Here is a 20,909-nt window from a genome sequence, read left to right as displayed (position 1 = left end):
TGATAGTGTAAAAAAGAAGATAAAATTTAAATAGATTTAACATTAGGAGGTAAATAAATGAAAAAAATTCCTGTTGGTATTGATGATTTTAAAAAATTAATAGAAATGGATGCATATTATATTGACAAAACTAAGTTTGTTTCTCAAATTTTAGATGATGCTGCGGAAGTAAAACTTTTTACACGTCCAAGAAGATTTGGAAAAACTTTAAATATGTCAATGCTAAAATATTTTTTTGATATTCATAATAGTAAAGAAAATAAAGAATTGTTTAATGGCTTAGATATTGAGAAAACTAAACATTTTTCAGAACAAGGGCAGTATCCAGTAGTTTTTATTTCGCTAAAAGGGATTAAATCAAATACTTGGGAGGAAGCTAAAAGAAGTATTGGATTATTAGTTGCAAGGCTGTTTTCAGAATTTGAATATATTTTAGATGATCTGAATGAATTTGATTCAACAAGATTTAAAAGATATTTGTCGGCAGAAGCAGATTTGGCAGAACTGAAAGAATCCTTGGTTTTTTTGACAAAGGTGCTGTATAAAAAATACGAGAAGGAAGTGGTGCTTTTAATTGATGAATATGACAGTCCTTTAATTTCTGCCTATGAATACCGTTATTATGATGAAGCCATTAATTTTTACAAAGTTTTTTACGGGGAAGCATTGAAGACAAATTCCTATTTAAAAATGGGGATTATGACAGGAATTATAAGAGTTATAAAGGCTGGTATTTTTTCAGATTTAAATAATCTAAGAATTTATTCTATTTTAAGCAATCATTATTCTGAATTTTTTGGATTTACTGAAGAAGAAGTAAAAAAGGCACTTTGTGACTACAATATTGAATTTAAGCTTTCTGATGTTAAATCATGGTATGACGGCTACAAATTTGGAGATTCTGAAGTTTATAATCCATGGAGCATTTTAAATTTTCTTTTTGACAAAAAACTGGCTCCCAACTGGATTAATTCTTCTGGAAATTTCCTTATTAATGATATTTTAAAAAATGTAGATGCTGAAACAATGGAAACTTTGGAACAGTTATTTTCAGGAGAAAGTGTAGAAGAAAATATTAATGGAAACTCTGATTTGTCTGTATTGCTTGGGCAGGAGGAAATTTGGGAACTGCTTTTGTTTAGCGGGTATTTGACGGTTGATGAGAAGATTGGGGAGGATTATGAGAATGTGTATTCTTTGAGGTTGCCTAATCGGGAAGTTAGGGAGTTTTTTAGGCAGAAGTTTATTGAGGTGAATTTTGGGGAAAGTTTGTTTAGGAAGACAATGGAATCACTTAAAAAGCTGAAATTTAACTATTTTGAAAAATATTTGCAGAATATTTTGCTAAAGTCGACTAGTTATAACGATACTAAAAATGAGGATTTTTATCATGGATTGGTCTTAGGAATGATGTTTTACTTGGATAATCATTATTATGTTAAGTCTAATGAAGAATCTGGACTTGGGAGATATGATTTGATGATAGAGCCAAAAAATAAGAATAATAGGGGATTTATACTGGAATTTAAGGTTACGAAGGATGAAAGCAGTCTTGAAAAAGTTTCAAAGGAAGCTGTGGAGCAAATTATTGAGAAAAAATATGATGTTGCTTTGAAGGATAGGGGGATTGAGGATATTACTTTGGTTGGGGTGGCATTTTGTGGGAAAATGGTTAAGGTTTTTTATTCTTAAAGAAAATATTTAATGGAAAATTTTGAAAAATATGGTAAAATAGTAATACAAATTAAAAATTATTTATTTTAGGAGGAAAAAAGATGAAAAAAATTATGAGAGGTGTACTGTTATTCGGTATGTTAGGAGGGATGCTTTTGTCTTGCGGGAATAAAAATGGTAATGATTCTCAAGAGCAAAAAAAGGATTCCAAAGTTAGTGAAAAGGTTTATAAAATTGGGCTGTCGCAAATTGTGGATCATCCAGCATTGAATGCGGCAAAGCAAGGATTTAAGGATGCGTTGGCGAAGGCTGGAGTGAAGGCTGAATATGATGACAAAATTGCAAATAATGATATGAGTAACCAGACTTTGATTATGCAGCAGTTTGCAGCGGATAAAAAGGATCTAGTTTTTGCGATTACTACTCCAACGGCACAGGCGGCTAAAAATCAGGTTGGGAGTGAAATACCAGTTGTGTTTGGATCAGTTACAGATCCTAAAAGCGCAGGACTTGAAGGGATTCCTAATGTTACAGGGACAAGCGGGGCGGCACCAGTTATTGAAAATTTGAAATTAATGAGAGAGTTGTTACCAGGAGCTAAGAAAATAGGGATAATTTATAATTCATCTGAACAAAATTCGGTTTCTGAAGTAAATAATTTGAAAAAGTTAGCGGGGCAATATGGATTTACAGTAGTTGAAAAGGCTGTTACAAATGGTACAGAAATGGTTGCGGCTGCAAATCTTATTGCAAAAGATATTGATATTTACTATGCTATTCAAGACAATACGGTGGCTTCATATTTTGCAGCAATACTTGACGTGTTTAATAAATCAAAAATACCAGTTTTAGCTACAAATAACGTATTTTCAAATGCAGGAGGGCTAATTTCCCAAGGAACTACCGACTATAACATTGGTTACCGTTCTGGAGAAATTGCAGCTGAAATTTTATTAAAAGGTAAAAAACCAAGTGAAATCCCAATAGAAACTGTTAAAAATTTACAAATTGAAATTAATAAGCAAAATATGGAATTATTGGGGATAAAAATACCAGACAGCATTTTAAAGCAGGCTAAAATGGTGGAAACTAAAAAATAATTTTAAAAATAATTTGATAGTTCTATTTCAAATAAGATTAAAGACTTTTTTAAATATTAGATAAGTTTAACAAAAAAACTGGAATTGTTTAAATTTAAATAACTCCAGTTTTTATTTTATGGTGAACTACTCCCACTTGTAGAAGAGGGAGACTTCTTGCTGTCTGTTGTTAAATTTTATTTATTGAAAAATGTTTTTTATTTACCCAGACAATGAATTTTATATCCCGCTAAGTAAATCTATTCCAATATTTAGTTTTTATTTTCTTGTTTTTTTCTTTCATTAGCATTCAAATATTTTTTTCTAAGTCTAATAAAGTTAGGAGTGATTTCCACTAACTCATCATTTTCAATATATTCAAGTGCCAATTCCAATGTAAATTCCTTTGGAGGCGCTAATTTCACAGCATCATCACTTCCAGCAGCCCTCATATTTGTAAGTTTTTTACCTTTACATACATTTACAACTAGGTCGTTTTCTCTTGAATGTTCTCCAACTATCATTCCTTCGTAAACTTCAACTCCTGGCCCAATAAATAGGATTCCACGTGGCTGCAAGTTGTTTAATGAGTAACCTAGACTTGTTCCAGGCTCCATTGCGATTAAAACACCTCTTCTTCTTCCTGTAACTTCTCCTTTAAAAGGTTCATATTCATAGAAAGAATGATTTAAAATTCCTGTTCCTCTAGTTTCTGTCAAAAATTCATTTCTAAATCCAATTAATCCACGTGATGGAACTTTGAACTCAAGTCTTGTGTAGCCGTCGCTTCCTTGATTCATATTTACCATTTCACCTTTTCTAAGTCCTAATTTTTCAATTACAACTCCTACAAATTCATCGGCAACATCAATAATTGCAAGTTCAATTGGCTCCATTTTCTGTCCATTTTTTTCCTTAAAGATAACCTCAGGCTTTGAAACTGCCACTTCGTAGCCTTCTCTTCTCATATTTTCAAGCAAAATAGATAATTGAAGTTCTCCTCTTCCTTTTACAATAAAGGCATCTGGCGAGTCTGTCATTTCAAGTCTCATACTTACGTTATGATTTACTTCCTTTTGCAATCTTTCCAAAATATTTCTAGAAGTTACAAATTTCCCGTCTTGTCCAGCAAATGGCGAATCATTTACAACAAAAGTCATCGCAAGCGTTGGCTCATCAATGTCAATCAGAGGCAATGGTTTTGGATTTTCCTTGCTTGCCACAGTTTCTCCTATGTCAATTTTTTCAATTCCTGCAATTGTTACAATGTCTCCTGCAAACGCTTCTTCCATTTCAACTTTTTTAAGTCCGTCATATCCATAAATTCTAGTAATTTTTCCATTTACCAAGTCGCCATTTCTTTTAATTAACGTAACTTCCTGATTTTTTTCAATTTTTCCGTTATAAATTCTTCCAGTTCCTAGTTTTCCTACATATTCATCATATTCTGTATTTGTAATAAGCATTTGCAAAGGTTCATTCACATCACCTTCAGGATCATCAACGTGCTTCATAATTTCATCATAAAGCGGTTTCATATCCTTATCCTCATCTTCCAATTCCAATTTAGCATACCCATTTTTAGCCGATGCATAAACTACTGGAAAATCAAGCTGAACATCATTTGCTCCCAAATCCACAAACAAATCAAATACAGAATCCACAACAGCATCAGGATCTGAATTTGGCCTGTCAATCTTATTAACAACCACAATTGGACGAAGTCCATGTTCTAATGCCTGTTTTAACACATATTTAGTCTGTGGCATAACTCCTTCAAAAGCATCCACCAAAAGCAATACAGAATCCACCATTTTCAAGATTCTTTGAACTTCTCCACCAAAATCCGCATGCCCTGGAGTATCTACAATATTTATCTTATATCCGTCATAATGAAATGAAGCATTTTTAGAAAAGATCGTAATCCCTCTTTCCTTCTCCAAATCATCACTATCCATAATTCTTTCATCTACTTTTTCATGTTCCCCAAATGTCCCCGCCTGTTTCAATAAAGCATCGACAAGAGTTGTCTTCCCGTGATCTACGTGCGCAATAATTGCAATATTTTTAATTTTGTTCATCCTTTATTTTAACAATTCCTTGTTAATATTTCCTCCTTAAATTTTAAAATTACTATCCCCCCTAAGGGTTGAGGAGCAGAGGTGAAATTCATGTCCTATCTATTCAAGCTATAATAAATAATAGCAAATAGAATAAATATTGCAGTGAAATCTACCATCCCACTACCTCCTGTATATGATTTATGAGTTCTGCCAAAACTCACCTAAATATTATAACAAAAAAGGCTGGAAAAATCCAGCCTAATTTATGGCATTTTTTTAATCATATACATTCCCCATAGAGGTTTCTTTCACATTTATTATAACATATTTTACAAAAATGTCAAATATTTTCAGACCCCTAAGGGTTGAGGAGCAGAGGTGAAATTCATTCTCTATCTATTCAAGCTATAATAAGCAATTACAAACAGAATAAATATCGCAATGAAATCTACCATCTCACTACCTCCTTTATATAACGTTTCGTGAATCATGCCAAAATTCACTTAATTATTATAACAAAAAAGACTGGAAAAATCCAGCCTAATTTATGGCATATTTTTTTAACGTTATATAAAGTTCCCCTTAAAGGTCTTTTACGTATTTATTATAACATATTTTACAAAAATGTCAATTACTGAAATTTTATTTTTTATTTTTATGGAAAAAACTTTTTAAAACTGTTATAATTAGAAAAAGGTAATAATAATTTATAAATTATAGATTATTAAATAAGTCTATGAAAAAAATATTAAAGGAGAATTTATTTTGAGCAAAAAAATTATTTTTATATTTGTATTTTTATTATTGGGAACTTTTTCCTGTACTCCGCTTTCAGAAGGGCTTTCAATGAAAAGTCAGGTTTATAATGCGGATAATGTGGATTTTTACTATGATTTGACTTATAAGAAAGATGGGGAAACGCATTATGAAAGACAGATCTGGGATCAGGCTTATAAGATTTTAGATGAGGCGCAGGATTTTTTCCTGATGGATATTTTTGTGTTTAATGATTTTGTTGGGAAAGGAGTGGAAGAAAAGTTGCATCCGTTGCCGCTTGCAGAAGAATTTGCAGAAAAGATACTGGAAAAGCGGAAAAAAGATCCGAATGTGGAAATTTACCTGATACTTGATGAAAGCAATACGTTTTACGGGGCTTATGACAATAAGATGCATAAAAAACTGGAGCAGGCTGGAGTAAAAATTGGGTATGTTGATTTGATGAAGCTGAGAGATCCGATGCTTGTTTATTCTGTGCCATGGCGGCTATTTATACAGCCTTTTGGAAATCCAAAAAATCGTGGGAAAATAAAAAATCCGATTTACGAAGGAACGGATAAAGTTACAATTCGTAGCCTTTTAAGAGCATTAAATGCGAAAGCAGACCATAGAAAGCTGATTATGAATGAAAATACTGCCTTGCTGACATCAGCAAATCCGCATGCCGAAGGTTCAAAACATTCAAACGTAGCATTCAAATTTTCAGCGCCGATATTAAAAGAAATTTACAATGCTGAAAAGCCAGTTGCAAAAATTACTAAAAAAGATGGAAGTTTAAAAAGAACATTGCCAAACAAGGATTTTAGCAAAATTCCATTTTCATCAAATGACAAGCTGAAAATACAATATTTTACAAACGATGCGACAGCTAAGGATATTTCAGAAGAACTAAAAAACACGCAGTTTGGGGATAAAGTCATCATTGCCCAGTTTTTCCTTGCAGACAGGGGAATAATAAATGACATTAGAAAGGCTGCAAAACGTGGAGTAAAATTTGAGATAATATTAAATAATGCAGAAGCAGGACTGCCAAACAAAGCGGCGGCTGGAGAATTGATGAAATATGCAAGAAAACATGGCTATGACATCAATGTTAAATTTTACAACAAAGGCGAAGAAATGTACCATGTAAAAATGATGTCAATCCTGAAAAAGGATTATCTGATAACTTACGGCGGATCCACAAACTTTACAAGAAGAAATATGAGAAACTATAATTTAGAGAATGAGCTGAAAATAATGTCAGCCTACGACCAGAAAGTTTCAAAAGATATTTTAGACTATTATGACAGATTATGGACAAACAGAGATGGTGACTTTACATTACCCTACGATACACAAAAAAATGAAAAATTTATGAATGACATGTTATTCAGATTTATGGAAGTAAATGGATTTGGAGCTTTTTAAAAAATTTTTAAATATAATGAAAGAAGTGCGATTCCTATGGAAAACAGAGTTAAGGTTGAAAGAATAGATGAAAATAATTACGATAGAATATTTGCAATTTCTGATCTTCATGGTCAATATGACTTATTTTTAAGATTGCTTGAAAAAATCGAGTTGAAAAGAGAAGATTTACTTTTAATTTTAGGAGATATTTGTGATAGAGGGAAAAAATCTTATGAAATTTATATGAAATGCATGAAAATGATAAAACTTGGATATAATCTGAAGTTTATTTTGGGAAATCATGAAGATATGCTTCTGGAAGATTTTGAAAATGATTATCCATTGAATTATGAAACAGAGTATTCAATTTATAAAAATTCTAAATATTTTGAAAAGAAAAATATAGAGAAATGGCATAAGGAAAATTTTCCTGCTGAAGTAAAATGGCTGATAAAATGGTTAAAGGATTGTCCGCTCATAGTTTGTGGGAATGAGAATATTTTTGTTCATGCGGGGCTGGATTTAAGCAAGAATTTGGAAAATCAGGAAAGGGAAAATGTGCTTTGGACACGGGAAGAATTTTGGATGGATAAGAAAAATACTCTTGAAGAGTATAAAAATAAAAATATATATTTTGGACATACACCAAATCTGGATGGTAAAATATCTAAAAAGTCTGGCAAAATTTATGACATTGACTGCGGTGCATTTTTCACACATTCATTGGGATGTATGGAAGTAAAAAACAAAAAATCAAAGGGCAAAAGGGAAATTTACGTACATTGTTAAAATTCTATTTTGATTAACTATTTATTTTAAAAGGAGAAGAAAACATTTTTTTAAAATGTATTGATAAATATTTAAAAGTATGCTATCATATTGATATGAGCAAAATATATAAGCCAAATGAATTTGGTAAAATGATAGGAAGAACTGTAAATACATTGCAAAGATGGGATAGAGAAGGCATATTAAAAGCACGTAGAACCCCGACAAATAGAAGATATTATACAGAAGAAGATTATTATAATATTATGGGTATTCAACAAGAAAATGTTGAAAAACAAGTAAACGATGTAATTATATATGCTCGTGTTTCTAACCAAAATCAAAAAGATGATCTAAAAAATCAAGTGGAATTTCTAAAAACATATGCTAATGCTAAAGGCTATATTGTTTCAAACATTATAACAGATATTGGAAGTGGTTTAAATTACAATAGAAAAGGATTTAATTCAATTTTATATTCTGAAAAAAAACAAAAAATATTAATTTCTTATAAAGATAGATTTGTTAGATTTGGATATAGTTGGTTTGATAATTTCCTTAAATCAAAAGGAAGTGAAATTGTTGTAGTAAGTAATCAAACTTTATCACCACAGCAAGAACTTGTAGAAGACTTAATTTCAATTATTCAAATCTTTTCTTGTAGAATAGATGGACTTAAAAAATATAAAAAAAAGATAAAAAATGATGAAGAATTATAAAGGAATAAAAATTGAAATTAAACCTACAGCTGAACAGATTGAAAAAATTAACAGAACTATTGGGACAGGAAGATTTTTATATAATTTTTACATAGCATATAACAAAGAAATTTACGAAAAAGAAAAAAGATTTGTTACAGGATTTGAATTCTCAAAATATATAAATAATATTTTTATAAAAGAAAATCCTGATAAATCTTGGATAAAAGATGTTTCATCAAAATCTAATAAACAAGCTATAATGAATAGTGAAAAAGCATTTAAAAGATTTTTTAACAAAATATCGAGCTTTCCAAAATTTAAAAAGAAAAGTCATAATAATCAAAAATGCTATTTTTTTAAAAATAATAAAACTGATTTTGAATTTTATAGGCACAAAATAAAAATTCCTACTTTAAAATTTGTAAGATTAAAAGAATATGGATATATTCCTAAAAATACAAATATAAAAAGTGCTACAATTTCAAAAGAAGGTGATCGTTATTTTTTATCACTCATTTTAGAAATAAAAAAAGAAATTGAGAAAAATTCAATTCAGAAAAATTTACAAACTAAAGAAGGAATAGGAATTGATTTAGGAATAAAAGATTTTGCAATTTGTTCTGATGGACAAGTTTTTAAGAATATTAATAAAACTTTTAAAGTTAGAAAAATTGAAAAAAAACTAAAAAGAGAGCAAAGAAAAAAATCAAGGAAATATTTGTCTTGCAAAAAAATGGAAAAAAATCTTTATGAATGTAAAAATTTTCAAAAACAAAAATTAGTGATAGCTAAATTGTTTTTTAAATTAAATTGTATTAGAAATGATTATATTAATAAAGTTGTTAATATATTAACAAAAACCAAGTTAAAATGTATAACAATAGAAGATTTGAAAGTTTCTAATATGATAAAAAACAGACATTTATCAAAAGCAATTTCACAACAAAAATTTTATGAATTTAGAACAAAACTTTTGAATAAATGCAAAGAAAAAAATATTGAATTAAGAATTGTAAGCACATTTTATCCGAGTTCTAAATTATGCAGTAATTGTGGGCATAAAAAACAAGATTTAAAATTGAAAGATAGGATTTATAAATGTTGCGATTGTGGATTAGAAATAGATAGAGATTACAATGCAAGTCTTAATTTAAGAAATTCTACACAATATACAATATTGACATAAATAATATATTCTAAATAAAAAAAGAAGGAGAATGCTACAATTTAGTGAAACAGAATATATTATATGTACCGATGGCTAGTCGGGAATTTACGGCTGTGGAGAGCAAAAACAAATACGAGTAGATATTTTTTATCAAAAGTATGTTCGTTGAAGCAGCAACATTCTAGTGTATTGAATATATTTTAATACATTTTTAGTAGCAGATAAAATGAAGAAAATTCCTGTTGGTATTGAAGATTTTAAAGAAATTATAAATAATAATTGCTATTATATTGATAAAACTAAATTTATTGCTAACATTTTAGATGATGGTTCTAAAGTAAAACTTTTCATACGTCCAAGGAGATTTGGAAAAACTTTAAATATGTCAACATTAAAGTATTTTTTCGATATTCATAATGCTAAAGAAAATAAAAAATTATTTAATGGCTTAGATATTAAGAAATCTAAACATTTTTCAGAGCAAGGACAACATCCAGCTGTTTTTATTTCACTGAAGGGGATTAAGGCTGACAGCTGGGAAAATTTCTTAAATGCCATTAAATCCCTAATATCAAATCTTTATAATGAATTTGAATATGTAAGAAATTCATTAAATGAAGCTGAACTGAAAAATTTTGATAAAATATGGTTCAAAAAAGATGATGGGGATTATGAAAATTCTCTAAAGTATTTGACAGCTTATTTATACAAATATTACAATAAAGAGGTTGTTCTTTTAATTGATGAATATGACAGCCCTTTAATTTCAGCTTATGAATATCACTATTATGACAAAGCAGTTATATTTTTTAAGATCTTTTACGGAGAGGCATTAAAAACTAATCAGTATTTAAAAATGGGGATTATGACTGGAATTATAAGAGTTATAAAGGCTGGTATTTTTTCAGATTTAAATAATCTTAGCATTTATTCGATTTTAAATGAACATTATTCTGATTTTTTTGGATTTACAGAAGCAGAAGTTGAAAAAGTCCTTAAAGATTTTGAAATTGAGTTTAGACTTTCTGATGTAAAATCTTGGTATAATGGCTATAAGTTTGGAAATTCTGATGTTTATAATCCATGGAGTATTTTGAAGTTCTTACAATTTAAAAAATTAGCTCCTTATTGGGTTGAAACTTCTGGAAATTTTCTTATTAATGATATTTTAAAAAATGCAGATGCAGAAACAACGGAAACTTTGGAACAGTTATTTTCAGGAGAAAGTGTAGAAGAAAATATTAATGGAAACTCTGATTTGTCTGTATTGCTTGGGCAGGAGGAAATTTGGGAACTGCTTTTGTTTAGTGGATATTTGACGATTGATGAGAAAATTGGAGAGGATTACGAGAATGTTTATTCTTTGAGATTACCTAATCGGGAAGTCAGGGAGTTTTTTAAGCAGAAGTTTATTGAAGTGAATTTTGGGGAAAGTTTGTTTAGGAAAGCGATGGAATCACTTAAAAGGTTGAAATTTAATTATTTTTAGCAATAATAATAAAATCAATATACTTTTAAATTGAAAAAAAATAACAAGAGCAGTTTACTCGCTGCTCTTTTTTGATTTCCTTGCAAAAAAAGAAGAGCCGCCATCTCTGGCAGCCCTCCCCCGTTTTGTTTAAGCTATTTCCAGCATTCCTAGAATTTATTAGTATAATACTTTCAATCCTAATCCTGCTCTGAAGTTGTGTCCTTTTGAGTCGTATCCTGTGTTTACGTTGAATCCGAATCTTCCGTTGTCTAATCCTAGTTTCAAGTCTGACTTGAAGTTTCCTCTCTTGTCTTCCTTGTCCCCTCTGATTCCGAAGTAGTCTGTCCATGCTCCTACGATTCTTGCTTCGTTTTCAACATCGTAAAGTTTTCCGATTTCGTTTTCATACGCAAATCCTAAGCTTGCTGTCAAGTTTGAGTTCTTGAATACTTCCTGGCTGTATCTGAAGTCGATTCCTGCGCTTGGCTTAACTGATACGTAGTCGTCGCTCTTAACGTTCAATGCCATGTCTCCATTTTCATGGATTGATGAGAATCTTCCGTATTCAGCTCTGATTCCTACATTTGGAACTATGCTGAATCCGTCATTTATTACAAATGCCTTTTCAAGTCCTGCATTAAGTCCTGCACCATAAGAATAGTAGCTTGCTTTCGCTCTGAATTCTTGATCTACTACCCAAAATCTACGTTTCATGTCATTTCTTCCAAAGAATCCGTCTCCACCTAGGCTAAGAACAAATGTTCCGTTCGCATCAAGAGGGATTGTCTTGAACACTCCAACTTTAGCCATTGCTTGGTTTTCATAAGATTTAGATAAATCCTTGAATGTGAAGTAGTTGTTTACTACACCTGCTGACCATCCTGATGATTGTCCAAGTCTTACAGTTTCATCTTCGTGAACGAATGCAAATCCTCCTGCATTGCTGTACCAGTCAGGCATTCCTGCTGTATCTGTCTTGAACTCGTTTCTTTGTCCAAATGCCTTGAACTTGTTAGAATCCTTAGAAACATTTCTGTCGCTTCTTAATCCGTTCATTTCTCCAGTCAAGATATCCGATGTAGATTTAATTCTTTGTTGAACTCCACCATAAATGTGACCTCTCATTTGGTCAAACGCTTGAGCCAAGATATGCCCTTCTCCGTTACCTAAGCTGTTCAATTTGTTGAAGATAACTTTTTCAGCACTTTGCGGCTTAGCGATTTCATAAATGTTATCCAAGTTGTTTGTGAAGTTTACTAGAGACTTATCATTGTCATAAGCGAATGAATGATAAGGAACTTTACTCATGTAAATTTCTGACAATTGGTTGTTTGCATCAAGTTTAGCTGCAACTTGCCAAGTTAATGAAGCTGATAATGGATTAACGATTGCTCCACCTGGAAGTTTAGCCAATGCATCGTTAAATGGTTTTAACATGTTGCTCTTAGTTACAGTACCATTAGCATCTACAGTATCTCCTATTCTGATTGCTTTAGCATTTGTGTACAATGTTGCTTCTGGTCCAAAGTATAGATTTACTTCTCCTAGTTTAGGTAAGTTTTGTAATCCGTCAACTGGGTTAGTATATCTAACTCCTGATGTATCAACGTACATTCCAACTGATGTTACTTCTGAAAGTTGTGGCTTGTCACGTTGAGGCCATACTGGGTTACCCCATTCATCTATTGCCTTAAGATCTATTATTCTTGTTCCACCTGTTTGGATGCTGCTCTTAACTGTTATGTTGTTAGCAATATCTCCGATGTTTGCTGCATCTGTTTCAACATTGAATATTGGAGTGTCAACACCATCTACGCTAATTTTTGTAATAGGTACGATACTTGGCATTGTAATTGTTGTTCCAACACCTGTTGTCTTAGGATTTCCTGTTGTTGCAAGTTTAATTGAGTTTTCAGTTCCTCCGTAAAGATCTCCTGAACCATCTGTATTATCTGTTTTAACTTTGACATCATCAGTTACAATTCCATTAGAACCAGATCCTTCAACTTTAATTGTACCGTAGTTCTTAATGTATCCTCCATTAATTGCAAGAACCCCTTTAAGGTTATTTGCATTACCTGTAATTGTTCCGTGGTTTTCCCCAATTGCTCCACGATCTAAGTACATTCCAATTGCATTGTTACCAACTAGTTCAATTGTTCCCCAGTTTTCTGCTCTTGAACGTGATCCTGTTGCGAACATACCGATACCATCATCTTCTTGAACTACAATTTTTCCTTTATTTACAACGTGACCTTGTTTTTCAGTTCTGTCATAAACTCTTTCTTTTCCAGTTGCAGTTGTCTTGTCTACATAAATATTACGTCCTGCTCCCATACCAATTGAGTATTGAAGGTTTTCAGTATCAGACATACCAGTTGTAATTGTTCCGTAGTTTACTGATGGAGCATCAACATTTGCTGAAGCGATACCTACGTTTCCGTATCCATGGTATGTGCTGTATGGATCAGTTGACGGAAGACCTAAGTTATATTGAGATCTTAAGTCAATATTACCGTGGTTTTCAACAGCCCCTTCTGTATAGTATGCTGTATTGTAGTCACCGTTCATTTTTACATTTGCCCAAGTTGTTGCTCTTGAGTTCTTGTCTGCTGAATAGTAATATACTGCATTTCCTTGTTCATAAATTTCATCAGGTACTCTAGGGTTAGTAGGCTTAGTAGATTTAACTTGTCCACCTGTTACTTTGTTTGAACCAAGCAAAATATTTGGTGAAGTATTAGAATCTCCTATAGTTACAGTAGTAACTGGGTTCTTAAGTGAATTATTTTCAGCAATCACAATACCATTTGAGAATCTGTCAATGTCCATATCGGCATCTATTCTAACATTTCTGTTTTCTCCACTTCTGCTTTCGTTACTGTCAATGTAGACACCAATTGCAGAATCACGGTCTCTTGGATTGTCAAGCTTAGACAATAAGTCTTGCGCTTGTGAATATTGTCCGTTTTGTCTATCGATGTTATGAACTGTTCCATTGCTGTCTGTCCAAGTATGCATCTTATGTCCTAAAACTGTGTCATTTCCGACATTAATCTTAGTTCCTCTAATATCAACTGTTCCATCTCCAGAGTAAATACCGTAGTTATTTCTAGCTATGTCAATTGTTTGCTGAGTTCCATCAGATTTTTTACCAGTTTTAATATTATATCCGTAAATAGCCCAGCTTCCAATATTCTTGTCTGAATTTCCGGCTGTCATATCTCCGATCTTTATATCTGCATAGTTTTCAATATATGTATTCTTTCCACCTTCTTTATCATTAAGGTCGTTCGCAAAAATACCGATATTAGCTTTCTTCATATCTTCACTTGTAACATCTTTAGCATGTGCACTTAGTGATTCATTAAGTGTAATATCTCCAAAGTTTTTAAATGTTCCTTTATTTACAACAGCACCGTAAGCTCTAACGTGTGTTTTAGATCCTTCTTCTTTAATATCTCCATAGTTCGTTACAGTATCTAATGCATCGTTAGTATTTACTACAATACCGGCAATTCCTTTATAAGTTCCTTGTGAAGTTGATTTATTATTTTCATCATTTAATGTAGTAACTTTAGTTCCTTTATTGTTGAACTTGATGTCTAGATAGTTTGTAGCATCTGTTTGACCAGCTCTGCCAGTAAATGCCATTGCAAATCCTTTTTTATCAGTTTTACCATCATAGTTGTAGTTAAATGTCTTAGAATGCAATGCCGAACCTTTACCAACATTAGAAGCATCAGTTGTCCAAATTCCAACTCCATCATCTTTAGTTGTAATTGTAAAGTCATTTGAAGTTAATTTAATATCAGAATTTTCTGCATAAATACCGATACCATTTTCCTTAGTGAAGATATTATTATCAGCTGCTGTACCTGAACCTAAAGTTCCAGCACGACCAGTTAATGTAATTTCTCCACCATTTCCATTAGCTTTATCGTTAACAAGTGCAATACCTACTCCACGGCTACTTGCAGATGAACCATCATTTTGTAATTCAATTCCTGCAGAAGTAAGTTTACTGTCATCATATTTAACAGTTACTTTATCTTTGTCTGCACTATCATTCTTAGCAAAAATACCAGTTGCAGTTGCCGCTCCATTTAATGAATCTCCACCATCAACTTTAATTGTAGTGTTAGTAGAAGTTATGTCAATAGAGTTTTCATCATTTAAATTGTAATTTACTCTTCCTTTAGAAATACCTACGATACCATAGTTTGAACCTGTTGGAGTAGAGTCATCAGGACGACTACCATTAGTTCCTCCTGTTGGAGCATTTGATGCTGGTTTTTTATATTTACCTGTAACTGTTATAGTGGAATCATTTGTAGTAGTACCACTAGCATTAACTATACTTCCATCAGTTGCAAAAATACCGTATCCATGGTCAAGTTTAATTTCTGCTTTGTTACTTCCAGCCCCAATGTTTGAAACAGTTCCATATACTACGTTTAATGCTGCTAAATTATTATCTTCACTACCACCATAAATATCTACTTCACCGTTATTTACAAATCCAGATTCAGTATTCTTAGTTTTTCTCCATAATACTGGCTGGTTAGAAACTTTAGTAGTATCCCAACGGTAAAGTTTATTAGCCATGCTTAGTCCTGCATTTTGAATTTGTCCGTTTGATTTTCCGTAAATATCTGTTAGAACTCTATTTGCAGCATCTCCTTTAACTTTCGCACCTGATTCAATAGTTACTAATGTACTTTCCATTTTTATATCGTTGAATGGATCGTTTATCTCATTATTAGATGGAGCTGCATGTGTAGTTTTAACATCTTCTATATTTACAGTTGTAGGTCCATTAGCTCCTCCAGTACCTTCAATTTTCAATTTACTATTTAATATAGTACTGTCAAATCTGTTTCCTACTTCTGTGCTACCTTCTGTAGTACTTGGAGTAATGCTTGCAGCACTCCATTTATCATTCTTTATTAACATTCCACCAGCATAATATTTACTGATACTGTCTAGATAGTTCTTATTTCCTGTTACAGATGATTGAGTATTAGTATTACCATCTTTATTCCAAACAAGAGTTTGTCCATCTTCTATTTGGTTAATAACTCCTAAATTAACGCTACCATCTCCCATAATTTTTGTTTCTACATTTTTCATTCCACGATATTTTGCTGTATCGTAAGCAGTTGCATCAGTAGGAGTATCATCTTCATAATAATCTCTAATTAGAGTTGAACTATAATTAGGACCAAGTTGATTAACATTATATTGGTTTCCAGTTAATAAAATACCATCGTACATATCTATCTTAACCTTGTCACTACCAGCTTTCTTAAATACGATTCCTGATTTATCTAGACTTGATCCTTCTCTAGAAATCCAAGTTCCCGCTGTATCATAATATCCACGTCTTACATAGAATGGAGTAGTATTTTCATGGTCATTTCCGCTAACATTTCGTCCTCTTCTTACATTATCTGATGTTGTAGCACCTGCTCCTATAGCAGTAATACCTACACTTGATCCTGTCTTAAGAGAAACATTTTGAGGTGAATTGTTTTGGTTAATAATATCTCCTCTGAAAGTTATTTGTCCATTATTGTCAGCATACAATGCTCCATTTGTTCCACTAATTACAGCAATAGGAGTTGTTATGTCAACATTTCCTTTATTGCTTGCATAAGCACCCATTCCATAAATTAATGATTTAGCATTGAATTTTAATGAACTTGTAGTTATTGCAGCACCACCTAATTTCGTATTTGAAGTACCATTTACTTGTTTTTCATCCTCTGTTTGCTTATCAGCTACTGTTGTGCCAGCTATAGTTACTTTTCCACTATTTACAGCATAAGCACCTATATTTTGATAAGTATCTTTTAAGTGATCGCTTCCTGAATCATAATAATATCCTAATGTATTATTATCAGCCGCATTTATATTTCCATTAATTGATACAGTTGATGATCTGTCACCATTATTAAGTGCTATTCTACCATCAGCATATGCAATTATTGATTTATATCCTCCAGCTCTTACATCTTTAGATTTTATTTCACCACCATTTGTTGCAAGTAATGCTGTACCTTCAGTTGAAACCATATTTATTTCTTTTTGGAAATCTATTTTTGAACTATCATTATGTGAAGCCCAGTTATGAGCACCTAATACATTACCATCAAAATAACCAGTTGCATACCCTATAACAGATCCATTTGAAACTTTAGTGTTGTCAATTATATATCCCCAAGTAGCTTTACTACTATCATATCTTACACCATCAGTAATAATGTTATTACTTAATCCAGCAACTTGTGTAGGTGTTGTTCCTCCTGTTGTATCAAAATCATTTGTTGTATATGAATTTGTAACATCAATTGCTGTACCGTTTGATGACCATACCAAGATACTATTATTAGCTTTTTCATTAAATCCTATGTTAAGTCCATCTACTTTTAAATTAGTCATAGTAGAACCACTAGGACCACCTAAAACTGCTCCACCTAATGCAGATGATTGTCCTGTATTAGCATATACCCCAACACTATTACTTGAATCAATTCCTCCATTATTAGTAGCACCAATTACACCTTGAATTTTCAAACTTCCATTAAATACTCCAGAATCTCCACGTAATGGATCAATTTGTGTATAATCGGCTGGAAGTTTCCCTTTATTAACAACATTCAAGAATGCCGCACCTGCACTATATTTTCCATTCATACTAATAGCATCTAGTTTTACTTCACTTGCAGTATCTTTTACAAATCCCATATTAGAAAATATAATACCATTATTTCCTGATACTCTTAACATTCCTGCATCAACTGGACTTATACTAGTTGGAAGTGGACTTGGTTCATCTTTTATTGTTAATTTATTAACGTAATAATTATTTCTAACTACTGTATTGTTACTTCCTGTTAATTTACTGTTCCAAGTTCCTGTTACAGAGACATCTTTAGAAGTTAAAGTAACTCCATTGTTGTTAGTATGTATTCCATTTTGAATATTAATAGCCGTATTATTACCACCAGTTGCTTCCAAACGAACTAAACCATAATTAGTTGCTGTCTTTCCATCCATTACTATACTGTTACTAGCCCCAGAACCATCATTAACATCAATAGTTATAAGAGCATCATTACCGTTTCCAGTAATAGTAGTGCTCGTCATAGAGCCAATAGACCCATTCTTCAAGTAAATTCCAGTTCCACGATGATCGGTACCATTATTGTTTCCATTAGTAGCTTTTACATCAAACGTACTTCCGCTAATAGTACTTACTGTAGCACCAGTAGTACCGTTACTATTACCGACTAATAATCCAATTGCAGAACCTCCTACAGTAAAGTCAGAATTTTCTATTCTATTAAGAGTCTCACCATCATGAACAAATACTCCATTACTGTTAGTTCCTGTTATACCAAAAGTTGTACCTGAAACGTATGAAGTTGCACTACCATCTTTCATATAGAAACCATTACTTGAACCTCCATCTACATTAAAAGATGAATTTTCAATCTTAGTAATAGCACCACTTGCATTAGCAAGTACTCCATTATTTCCAGTACCACCTACATTAAAATCTGCATCTATTGTAGCATCTGAAGTTCCTTTTAATTGAATACCGTTATTTCCATCTCCAGATATATTAAATAATGATATTTTTCCACTATCTCCACTAGCACTACCATCATTTCCAATCTTAATAGTACCTGCATCAGCTAAAATACCATTATTATTCGTAATAGCATTGGCACCCATATTAGAACCTTTTACATCAAATTTAGATCCTTTTACATTAAGATTACCAGCATTATTATAGATACCATTTATGTGGTAATCTTTATCTCCATTAGAAACAAGGAAATAATCACGTCTACTGTCAACTGTTCCAGTTCCTGCATGGTAAATTCCATTAGATTTTGTTACCGAATTAGTTGTTCCACCATCCCCATCAATAAAGAAAGATGTGTTATTTGAATTCAAACTACCACTACCACTACCACTAACATAAACACCATTATTTCCATGTGCATTTACAAAAATGTAGTTACCATTATTACTACCTCCCACTGTTCCCATACCAATATCAGTAGGTGTAATTGAAGCTCCATATTCAATACCATTAGCATCTCCTAATGTAGTAGTTCCATTAGTTACTGCTATACCATTATGTTTATATGGGGAAGGACTACCAACACCACCATTGCTATAAACTAAAAATTTAGCTTTCTTTATTGTTGTATCTCCACTAGCTAATACAGAAACTTGTGCTGAGTGACCACTATAAGTTTTATTAGAGAACGTACTATAATTATCATTTATAGTACCTACATAACTACCATTATAAGAAGTTGCAGTTGCAGCATTCGCTGCCCCACCAGTTCCGTAAGTAGTTTCATAATAAATTAGACCTAAATTACTAGGATGTGTTCCTGAAGCATCAGTATATTTTGGAACATATGACTGAACATTTGCTACAGCCCAACTCCAAGCAGTATTATAGTCAACTCCTTTATCTGCCATTCTTTTTAAAGCAGCAGCATATCGCACACTATTAACATCTGTATAGTTTACAAGAATATTACTTGGACTAGTATGAGAAAATGTTGCATCATCTGTTCCGCTAGATGTTGAAACACCATTTACAGTAGGATTATTATAGAAATGACTGTATCCACCATCAGTGTAACCATAATAATAATAATAAGGATGCCAATGCCAAACGTTATTACTGTCATAATATCCACCCCATCCTCCTGCACTCCAAGGATTATGATTTCCTAAATTACCAATTTCAAAAGTTCCACCTTCAATACTGTTACCATCTATATGATAACTACCATTACCCCACCAGTTTGTATAATTACTGTGAACAGTAACTTGTGTACCACTGCTTTCAAAAGTTCCACCAGTGTTTAAAGTATTGCTTTCACCAGTATTGGCATAAGCAGTTGTAGAATTATTCATAGAGGCATCTACGTAATTTATAGTATCGCCAATACTTGTGCTAGCTGATCTTGCTATTCCTTTTACTTCTCCAGGCGAATAGTAAGTTTTTACTGATTCAGGCGCTTTGAAATCAGGATTAAATGTTGGTCCCACAATCATACTGACATTGTTCATTCTTTCAGGCACATAAGGTTTATAAGGTTCATGCATATTTGCCGGATTGATTGTAAGTGCATCAGGCTCCTGATTTCTTGGAATATTCAAGTTAGTTGCCCCATATAAATGTTTATCCTTGTCAAACACATATTTAGTCAAGTCATTGTCTCTTCTATAGTATTCAAGGTATTTTCCACCTCTACCTCTATAAGTTGTTCCCCAGTCGTTGTTGGTAAATCCTGTTCCGAACTGGAATGATGCCCATGGGCTCTTTATTACTTGATCCCCTTGTTTCAAAAGTTGAACAAGTTCGCTTTGGGCTCCTTTTAGTGATTTTTCGTTTTCTTTTCTTGCACGCATGAATGATTGCCGCAGATCAGTTATTGCGTCATAAGTCTGTGCAGTGATTTCCTGCTGTTCGCTTGCCACGTCAGCATGAAGCTTTGGCGCAATTGTTAAAAGTCCTGTTATCAAGAAAGAGATAAGCAGGCTGTCAGAATAATGTACATCTTTACATCTTTTTACAAACGATCGCAAGTCCTTTGCAATCTGTCGCAGATTATTACTCATTTTTTCCTCCTAAAATTTGTAAATTTACAGCCGCCCATAAAAGCCAAGTTCCAATTAGTCACCTTGACAAAGGTTGCTTCCCCTTGCCGACAAAGCAAGATTTCTTGCCCTAGGTTCTTAATTTTCACGATTTCCAGCCTTCACAGCCGTCTATTT

General features: G+C 32.3%; 8 protein-coding genes and 1 pseudogene. 7 read left to right on the top strand and 2 right to left on the bottom strand.

Annotated features, from left to right (window positions below; genetic code table 11):
• The first annotated feature begins 57 nt into the window (after window positions 1-57).
• Complete coding sequence (locus HW276_RS03290) at window positions 58-1,692, top strand: AAA family ATPase (protein WP_178937402.1); 1,635 nt, start codon at window positions 58-60, stop codon at window positions 1,690-1,692.
• A gap of 83 nt (window positions 1,693-1,775) precedes the next feature.
• Window positions 1,776-2,774, top strand: a complete 999-nt coding sequence (locus HW276_RS03285) for an ABC transporter substrate-binding protein (RefSeq protein ID WP_178937401.1) — start codon at window positions 1,776-1,778, stop codon at window positions 2,772-2,774.
• Window positions 2,775-3,025: 251 nt separating this feature from the next.
• Here the strand turns inward: HW276_RS03285 and typA are convergent, their stop codons facing one another.
• A complete protein-coding gene (gene typA / locus HW276_RS03280) occupies window positions 3,026-4,834 on the bottom strand; it encodes a translational GTPase TypA (protein ID WP_178937400.1) in 1,809 nt (602 codons plus the stop codon).
• Window positions 4,835-5,581: 747 nt separating this feature from the next.
• Between typA and HW276_RS03275 the strand changes: the two genes are divergently transcribed.
• The 5 genes and pseudogenes from HW276_RS03275 to HW276_RS03255 form a co-directional block, all read left to right on the top strand.
• Complete coding sequence (locus tag HW276_RS03275; RefSeq protein WP_178937399.1) at window positions 5,582-7,003, top strand: phospholipase D-like domain-containing protein; 1,422 nt, start codon at window positions 5,582-5,584, stop codon at window positions 7,001-7,003.
• 36 nt (window positions 7,004-7,039) lie between these two features.
• Entirely contained in the window at window positions 7,040-7,774 is a 735-nt protein-coding gene (locus HW276_RS03270) for a metallophosphoesterase family protein (protein ID WP_178937398.1), read from the top strand.
• 95 nt (window positions 7,775-7,869) lie between these two features.
• Window positions 7,870-8,472, top strand: coding sequence for an IS607 family transposase (locus HW276_RS03265; RefSeq protein ID WP_178937397.1), 603 nt, complete (start codon window positions 7,870-7,872; stop codon window positions 8,470-8,472).
• Window positions 8,456-9,640: a transposase gene (locus HW276_RS03260; RefSeq protein ID WP_255460307.1), complete on the top strand. Its 1,185-nt coding sequence runs from the start codon at window positions 8,456-8,458 to the stop codon at window positions 9,638-9,640. Before HW276_RS03265 ends, HW276_RS03260 begins: the two co-directional genes overlap by 17 nt.
• A 208-nt stretch (window positions 9,641-9,848) precedes the next feature.
• Window positions 9,849-11,108: pseudogene (locus tag HW276_RS03255) on the top strand (AAA family ATPase); the annotation flags it as partial.
• A 162-nt stretch (window positions 11,109-11,270) separates the two neighbouring features.
• On the opposite strand, the gene HW276_RS03250 reads toward HW276_RS03255, so the two are convergent.
• Entirely contained in the window at window positions 11,271-20,753 is a 9,483-nt protein-coding gene (locus HW276_RS03250) for an autotransporter-associated N-terminal domain-containing protein (RefSeq protein ID WP_178937396.1), read from the bottom strand.
• Window positions 20,754-20,909: the final 156 nt, after the last annotated feature.

It is taken from the genome of Leptotrichia sp. oral taxon 417, assembly GCF_013394865.1.
Classification (GTDB): Bacteria; Fusobacteriota; Fusobacteriia; order Fusobacteriales; family Leptotrichiaceae; genus Leptotrichia; species Leptotrichia wadei_A.
The sequence above is the reverse complement of the archived record's forward strand: the minus strand, read 5'-3'. Positions and strand labels throughout refer to the sequence as shown.